15 protein-coding genes are annotated in these 6701 nt (G+C 62.0%); all 15 read right to left on the reverse strand.

What is annotated here, in order from left to right:
- Positions 1–9 precede the first annotated feature (9 nt).
- Entirely contained in the window at positions 10–588 is a 579-nt protein-coding gene (gene rplE, locus NKI49_RS30950) for a 50S ribosomal protein L5 (RefSeq protein WP_023717521.1), read from the reverse strand.
- Positions 581–895, reverse strand: a complete 315-nt coding sequence (gene rplX, locus NKI49_RS30955; RefSeq protein WP_013531428.1) for a 50S ribosomal protein L24 — start codon at positions 893–895, stop codon at positions 581–583. The genes rplE and rplX overlap by 8 nt, the downstream gene beginning before the upstream one ends.
- A gap of 12 nt (positions 896–907) precedes the next feature.
- Entirely contained in the window at positions 908–1276 is a 369-nt protein-coding gene (gene rplN, locus NKI49_RS30960) for a 50S ribosomal protein L14 (protein ID WP_006205457.1), read from the reverse strand.
- A gap of 85 nt (positions 1277–1361) precedes the next feature.
- Positions 1362–1601: a 30S ribosomal protein S17 gene (rpsQ, locus tag NKI49_RS30965; protein WP_010909280.1), complete on the reverse strand. Its 240-nt coding sequence runs from the start codon at positions 1599–1601 to the stop codon at positions 1362–1364.
- An 11-nt stretch (positions 1602–1612) separates the two neighbouring features.
- The gene (gene rpmC / locus NKI49_RS30970) at positions 1613–1813 is read right to left on the reverse strand and encodes a 50S ribosomal protein L29 (protein WP_006205459.1); all 201 of its coding nucleotides are present in this window, start codon (positions 1811–1813) and stop codon (positions 1613–1615) included.
- 13 nt (positions 1814–1826) lie between these two features.
- Complete coding sequence (rplP, locus tag NKI49_RS30975) at positions 1827–2240, reverse strand: 50S ribosomal protein L16 (protein ID WP_027026963.1); 414 nt, start codon at positions 2238–2240, stop codon at positions 1827–1829.
- 27 nt (positions 2241–2267) lie between these two features.
- Entirely contained in the window at positions 2268–2993 is a 726-nt protein-coding gene (gene rpsC / locus NKI49_RS30980; RefSeq protein ID WP_027026962.1) for a 30S ribosomal protein S3, read from the reverse strand.
- Positions 2993–3382, reverse strand: coding sequence for a 50S ribosomal protein L22 (rplV, locus tag NKI49_RS30985; RefSeq protein WP_006205462.1), 390 nt, complete (start codon positions 3380–3382; stop codon positions 2993–2995). The genes rpsC and rplV overlap by 1 nt, the downstream gene beginning before the upstream one ends.
- 2 nt (positions 3383–3384) lie before the next feature.
- Positions 3385–3663, reverse strand: a complete 279-nt coding sequence (rpsS, locus tag NKI49_RS30990; RefSeq protein ID WP_006205463.1) for a 30S ribosomal protein S19 — start codon at positions 3661–3663, stop codon at positions 3385–3387.
- A 16-nt stretch (positions 3664–3679) separates the two neighbouring features.
- Positions 3680–4513: a 50S ribosomal protein L2 gene (gene rplB, locus NKI49_RS30995; protein WP_027026960.1), complete on the reverse strand. Its 834-nt coding sequence runs from the start codon at positions 4511–4513 to the stop codon at positions 3680–3682.
- A gap of 22 nt (positions 4514–4535) precedes the next feature.
- Positions 4536–4829 (reverse strand): 50S ribosomal protein L23, encoded by a 294-nt coding sequence (locus NKI49_RS31000; RefSeq protein WP_027026959.1) that lies wholly within the window; start codon positions 4827–4829, stop codon positions 4536–4538.
- On the reverse strand, positions 4826–5446 hold the full coding sequence (gene rplD / locus NKI49_RS31005; protein WP_027026958.1) for a 50S ribosomal protein L4: 621 nt from the start codon (positions 5444–5446) through the stop codon (positions 4826–4828). Before rplD ends, NKI49_RS31000 begins: the two co-directional genes overlap by 4 nt.
- Positions 5446–6159, reverse strand: coding sequence for a 50S ribosomal protein L3 (gene rplC / locus NKI49_RS31010; protein ID WP_027026957.1), 714 nt, complete (start codon positions 6157–6159; stop codon positions 5446–5448). Before rplC ends, rplD begins: the two co-directional genes overlap by 1 nt.
- Positions 6160–6219: 60 nt before the next feature.
- Positions 6220–6528: a 30S ribosomal protein S10 gene (rpsJ, locus tag NKI49_RS31015; protein ID WP_010909272.1), complete on the reverse strand. Its 309-nt coding sequence runs from the start codon at positions 6526–6528 to the stop codon at positions 6220–6222.
- Between the two features lie 63 nt (positions 6529–6591).
- On the reverse strand, positions 6592–6701 hold a 110-nt coding region (locus tag NKI49_RS31020; RefSeq protein ID WP_502900317.1), incomplete at its 5' end, for an EF-Tu C-terminal domain-related protein.

Genomic DNA, 6701 nt, shown 5'->3' on the forward strand with positions numbered 1-6701 from the left:
TCGCTGCCGTTACTGGCGGAAGGGGAAGTTGAAGGCCTTGAGCAGTGCCCTGGCTTCGTCGTCCGTCTTCGCAGTCGTACAAACGATGACGTCCATGCCCCAGATCTGATCAACCTTGTCGTAGTTGATCTCCGGGAACACGATGTGTTCCTTGATGCCCATGGCGTAGTTGCCACGGCCATCGAAGCTCTTCGGATTGAGTCCGCGGAAGTCGCGGACGCGCGGCAGCGCAATGTTCACGAGGCGGTCGAGGAACTCGTACATGCGTTCCTTGCGCAGCGTGACCTTGGCGCCGATCGGCATCTTCTCGCGGACCTTGAAGCCAGCGATCGAATTGCGGGCGCGGGTGACGACGGCCTTCTGGCCGGCGATCATCGCCAGGTCCTCGGCCGCGATCGAAGGCTTCTTCGAATCGCCGGTCGCTTCGCCGACGCCCATGTTCAGCACGATCTTGTCGATGCGCGGAACCTGCATCTCGTTGTCGTAGCCGAACTGCTCCTGCAAGGCCTTGCGGATGGTCTCGTTGTAGACCTGCTTGAGGCGCGGCGTGTTCTGAGCAGTCGCCTGCTTGGTTTGAGCCTTAGCCATTGATGACTTCTCCCGAGCGCTTGGCGACGCGCACCTTCTTGCCGTCCTTCTGGAAGATGAAGCCGACGCGGGTCGGCTTGCCATCCTTGGGGTCGGCCAGCGCGATGTTCGACAGCTGGATCGGCGCTTCCTTGGTGATGATCCCGCCCTCTTGGGACTGGGACTGCTTCTGGTGACGACGGATCATGTTGACGCCGCGCACCAGCGCGGTGTCTTCCTTCGGCTGAACCGAGAGGACTTCGCCTGAACGGCCCTTGTCCTTGCCGGCCAGCACGACGACCTTGTCGCCTTTTCTAATCTTTTGCATTGGTCCGGCTCCTTACAGCACTTCAGGCGCGAGCGAGATGATCTTCATGTGGTTCTTGGCGCGGAGTTCGCGCGGAACCGGTCCGAAGATACGCGTGCCGATCGGCTCTTTCTTGTTGTCGACGAGAACAGCCGCGTTCTTGTCGAAACGGATCACGCTGCCGTCCGGGCGGCGGATGTCCTTGGCCGTGCGAACCACGACCGCCTTCATCACATCGCCCTTCTTAACGCGGCCGCGCGGAATGGCTTCCTTGATCGACACCACGATGATGTCGCCCACGGAAGCGTATTTCCGCTTCGAGCCGCCCAGCACCTTGATGCACATGACACGACGGGCGCCGGAATTATCCGCGACGTCGAGGTTTGTTTGCATCTGAATCATGACTGGCCGCCTTCTTCTTTTCTAACGGGATGGGCTCGAAGCCCCTCCCCGGTCTGTCCAAAATTCGTTTGTTTACGCCCAGAGATCAGGCTTGGTCCGAAGACACGACGATCCAGCGCTTGTCCTTGGAAATCGGCTTCGATTCCTGGATGAACACCTGATCGCCAACCTTGTGGGCGTTGTTCTCGTCGTGCGCCTTGTACTTCTTGGTCATGCGCACGGTCTTCTTCATCACGGGATGCGTGAAGCGCCGTTCGACCTTGACGACAACCGTCTTCTCGTTCTTGTCGCTGACGACGGTGCCCTGCAGAATGCGCTTTGGCATGGTTTTCGTCCTTAAGCCTTCTTAGCCGCGGACTTTTCCGCAGCGATGGTCTTGATGCGCGCGATGTCCTTGCGGACCTGTCTCACGCGCGCGGTCTTCTCAAGCTGGCCGGTGGCCTTCTGGAAGCGCAGGTTGAACTGCTCCTTCTTCAGGCTGGCCAGATCGTCGGTCAGCTGGTCCTGGGTCTTGGTCCGGATGTCTTCGGCTTTCATGATCAGCCCGTCCTTATTCTGCGATGCGCTGTACGAAGCGCGTCCTGACCGAGAGCTTGGCCGCGCCGAGACGCAGCGCCTCACGGGCGGTTTCTTCATTGACGCCGTCGATCTCGAACATGATGCGGCCCGGCTTGACGCGCGCCGCCCAGTAATCGACCGCGCCCTTGCCCTTGCCCATGCGGACTTCGGTGGGCTTCGAGGTGACCGGCAGATCTGGGAAAATACGGATCCAGACGCGGCCAGCGCGCTTCATTTCACGAGTGATCGCGCGGCGGGCCGCCTCGATCTCACGCGCGGTGACGCGGTTCGGCTCAAGCGCCTTCAGCCCGAAACCACCGAAATCCAGGTTGGTGCCGCCCTTTGCGGTACCATGGATACGGCCCTTGAACTGCTTGCGGAACTTTGTGCGCTTTGGCTGCAGCATCGTTCTAACTCCAAATTCCTAAATGTCTCAGGCGTTCTCGCGACGACGACCGCGTTCGCGTTCGCCACCACCGCCATGCGCATGTTCGCCTTCAGTCGCGCGACGCTCCGAAGCCATCGGGTCGTGCTCGAGGATCTCGCCCTTGAACACCCAGACCTTGACGCCGCAGATGCCGTACGCCGTATTCGCCTCGGCCGTGCCGTAGTCGACATCGGCGCGCAGCGTATGCAGCGGCACGCGGCCTTCGCGGTACCATTCCATGCGCGCGATCTCGGCGCCGCCGAGACGGCCGGCGCAGTTGATGCGGATGCCTTCGGCACCGAGACGCATCGCCGACTGCACGGCGCGCTTCATGGCGCGGCGGAACGCGATACGGCGCTCGAGCTGCTGGGCGATCGACTGGGCGACCAGGGTCGCGTCGATTTCCGGCTTGCGCACCTCGACGATGTTGAGGTGCGTCTCGGACTTCGTCATCTCCATCAGCTTCTTGCGAAGCTTCTCGATGTCGGCGCCCTTCTTGCCGATGATCAGACCCGGGCGCGCTGCGTGGATGGTGACGCGGCACTTCTTGTGCGGACGCTCGATCACGACCTTCGAGATCGCGGCTTGCTTGAGTTCCTTCTCAAGATATTTGCGGATCTTGATGTCCTCATGCAGCAGCTTGCCGTACTCGCCGGTGTTCGCGAACCAGCGCGAATCCCAGGTGCGGTTGATGCCGAGGCGAAGACCGATCGGATTGACTTTCTGGCCCATTATGCGGCCTCCCCTTTTTCTTCGACTTCACGAACGACGATCGTGAGGTGCGAGAACGGCTTCTCGATACGGCTGGCGCGACCACGGCCACGAGCGTGGAACCGCTTCATGACGATCGACTTGCCGACATAGGCTTCCGCCACGATCAGCGCATCGACGTCGAGGTCGTGGTTGTTTTCCGCGTTGGCAATCGCCGATTCCAGCGTCTTCTTGACCGTGCCGGAAATCCGCTTGGCCGAGAATTCGAGATCGGAAAGCGCTGTCGCGACCTTCTTGCCGCGGATCAGCGCGGCAACCAGGTTCAGCTTCTGCGGGCTGATACGGATCGTGCGCAACACGGCGCGCGCTTCGTTGTCAGCAAGCCTGCGCGGAGCTTTGGCCTTGCCCATGATTATTTCCTCTTCGCCTTCTTATCCGCGCCGTGACCGTAATAGGTCCGGGTCGGAGCGAATTCACCGAACTTGTGACCGACCATGTCCTCGTTCACCGAGACGGGAACATGTTTCTGGCCGTTGTAGACACCGAAGGTGAAGCCGACGAACTGCGGCAGGATGGTGGAGCGACGGCTCCACATCTTGATCACCTCATTGCGACCACCTTCACGAACCTTGTCCACCTTCTTGAGAAGGTAGCCGTCGATGAAGGGGCCTTTCCAAATAGAACGAGTCACCTGGCGTTACCTCTTCTTAGCTCTTGCGCTGATGGCGCGAGCGCAGGATGAACTTGTCGGTCGCCTTGTTGGACCGCGTCTTCTTGCCCTTGGTCGGCTTGCCCCACGGGCTGACCGGATGACGGCCACCGGAGGTGCGGCCTTCACCACCGCCGTGCGGATGGTCGACCGGGTTCATGGTCACGCCGCGATTGTGCGGACGCTTGCCACGCCACACCGTGCGGCCGGCCTTGCCGTCGTTGATGTTGCCGTGGTCCGGGTTGGAAACGGCGCCGACGGTGGCCATGCAGGAGCCGTGAACGACACGCTGCTCGCCCGAGTTGAGGCGCAGGATCGCCATGCCCTGGTCGCGACCGACGAGCTGGCCATAGCCACCCGCCGAACGAGCGACCTGGGCACCCTTGCCCGGCTTCAGCTCGATGTTGTGGACGATGGTGCCGACCGGCATCGAGGCCAGCGGCATCGCATTGCCCGGCTTCACGTCGACCGCTTCGCCCGACACGATCTTGTCGCCGGGAGCCAGACGCTGCGGAGCGATGATGTAGGACAGCTCGCCATCGTCATACTTGATCAGCGCGATGAAGGCGGTGCGGTTCGGATCGTATTCGATGCGCTCGACCGTGCCGACGACGTCGAACTTGCGGCGCTTGAAGTCGATGATGCGGTACGAACGCTTGTGACCGCCGCCGATGAAGCGAGCCGTGATGCGGCCGTGATTGTTGCGGCCGCCCGACTTGGTCAGGCCTTCGGTCAGACCCTTGACGGGCTTGCCCTTGTAGAGGCCCGAGCGGTCGACGATGACCAGCTGGCGGGTGCTCGGCGTTACCGGGTTGAATTTTTTAAGTGCCATTGTCCTGTCCTCGCGGCCTTGCTCAGAGACCCGTCGCGACGTCGATCGACTGGCCTTCGGCCAGCGTCACGATCGCCTTCTTGACGTCGCTCTGGCGGCCGATCGTGCCGCGGAAGCGCTTGATCTTGCCCTTGCGGACAAGCGTGTTCACTGCCGTCACCTTGACGCCGAACAGGGCTTCGACGGCGGCCTTGATTTCCGGCTTCGACGCCTTCTTGGCGACGTTGAAGACGACCTGGTTCTGCTCGGAGGCCATGGTCGACTTTTCGGTGATCGCCGGCGAGACGATCACGTCGTAATGACGAAGGTCGGTCATTTAAAGCGCTCCTCGAGAGCCTCGACGGCGGCCTTGGAAAGGACCAGCGTGCCGCGGCGCAGAATGTCGTAGACGTTGATGCCCTGGATGGGCAGCACGTCGATGTTGGGGATGTTGGTCGCGGCCAGCTTGAAATTGTTGTCAAGCTCGGCGCCGCCAATCACCAGGGCGTTGGTCAGGCCCAGCGTCGCGAAATTCGCGATCAGTGCCTTGGTCTTGGCCTCGGTCAGCTTCAGCTCGTCGATGATGATGATCGACGCGCTCTTGGCCTTGGCCGAGAGAGCATGCTTGAGGCCAAGCGCGCGAACCTTCTTCGGCAGATCGTGCTCGTGGCTGCGAACGACCGGGCCGTGGGCCTTGCCGCCGCCGCGGAACTGCGGAGCGCGTGCCGAATGGTGGCGGGCGCGGCCCGTACCCTTCTGCTTGTACATCTTGGCGCCGGTGCGCGCGATTTCGGCGCGACCCTTGGTCTTGTGCGTGCCCTGCTGCTTCTTGGCGAGCTGCCAGCGCACGACGCGCTGCAGGATGTCCTCGCGCGGATCAAGGCCGAAAATCTCCTCGGAGAGTTTCACCTTGCCGGCGTCCTTGCCGCCCAGCGTTGTGATCTTGAGATCCATTATTCCGCTCCCTCTGTGGCCGGAGCCTCGTTCTTGGCGACAGCGCGGATCGCGGCGGGCTTCGGCGCGTTGGCCGGCAGTGCCACCTTGGCCGCATCGCGGACCAGGATCCAGGCGCCCTTCGATCCGGGAACCGCACCGCGGATCAGGATCAGGCCGCGGTCGGCGTCGGTCGATACGATCTCGACGTTCTGCGTGGTGACGCGGGTATCGCCCATGTGGCCAGCCATATGCTTGCCCTTGAACACCTTGCCCGGGTCCTGGCGCTGGCCGGTCGAACCGTGCGTACGGTGCGAGACCGAGTTACCGTGGGTCGCGCGGCCACCACCCATGTGGTGGCGCTTGATGACGCCCTGAAAACCCTTGCCGATTGTCGTGCCCGTCACATCGACCTTCTGGCCGGCGACGAAATGCTCGACCGTGATCTCGGCGCCGACATCGATCATGTTGTCGGCGGAGACGCGGAACTCGGCGACCTTCGCCTTCGGCTCGACGGAAGCGGTCGCGAAATGGCCGCGCATCGCCTTCGACGTGTTCTTCACCTTGGCAAGGCCAACGCCGAGCTGAACGGCGGTGTAGCCATTCTTCTCCTGCGTGCGCTGCGCCACGACCTGGCAGTTCTCCATCTGGAGAACAGTGACGGGAACATGTTCCCCGGCATCGTTATAGATGCGGGTCATCCCCACCTTCTTTGCAATCACACCTGAACGCATCGGTTCAATTCCTTTAGAGTTCCGGGCCAGGGGCACCGCCCCTTCCTCGCCTCTCGTTCCTTAGAGCTTGATCTCGACGTCCACACCGGCCGCCAAATCGAGCTTCATCAAAGCATCGACGGTCTGCGGGGTCGGATCGACGATGTCGAGCAGACGCTTGTGCGTGCGCATCTCGAACTGCTCGCGGCTCTTCTTGTCGACGTGGGGCGACCGGTTGACCGTAAACTTCTCGATCCGCGTCGGCAGCGGAATGGGGCCGCGGACGTTGGCACCGGTGCGCTTGGCCGTCGACACGATTTCCTTCGTCGAGGCGTCGAGCACGCGGTGATCAAACGCCTTCAGGCGGATGCGGATATTCTGTCCGTTCATGCGTCACTTCCTTGTTCTGGCGCGGCGCGGGCAGCGCCCGCGACAGATCGGTTTAAGTCCAAATTACTCTTTGATGGTGACGACGATGCCGGCACCGACGGTGCGGCCGCCTTCACGGATGGCGAAGCGCAGCTTCTCTTCCATGGCGATCGGCACGATCAGCTCGACATCGA

It is taken from the genome of Mesorhizobium sp. M0587, assembly GCF_040320945.1.
Classification (GTDB): Bacteria; Pseudomonadota; Alphaproteobacteria; order Rhizobiales; family Rhizobiaceae; genus Mesorhizobium.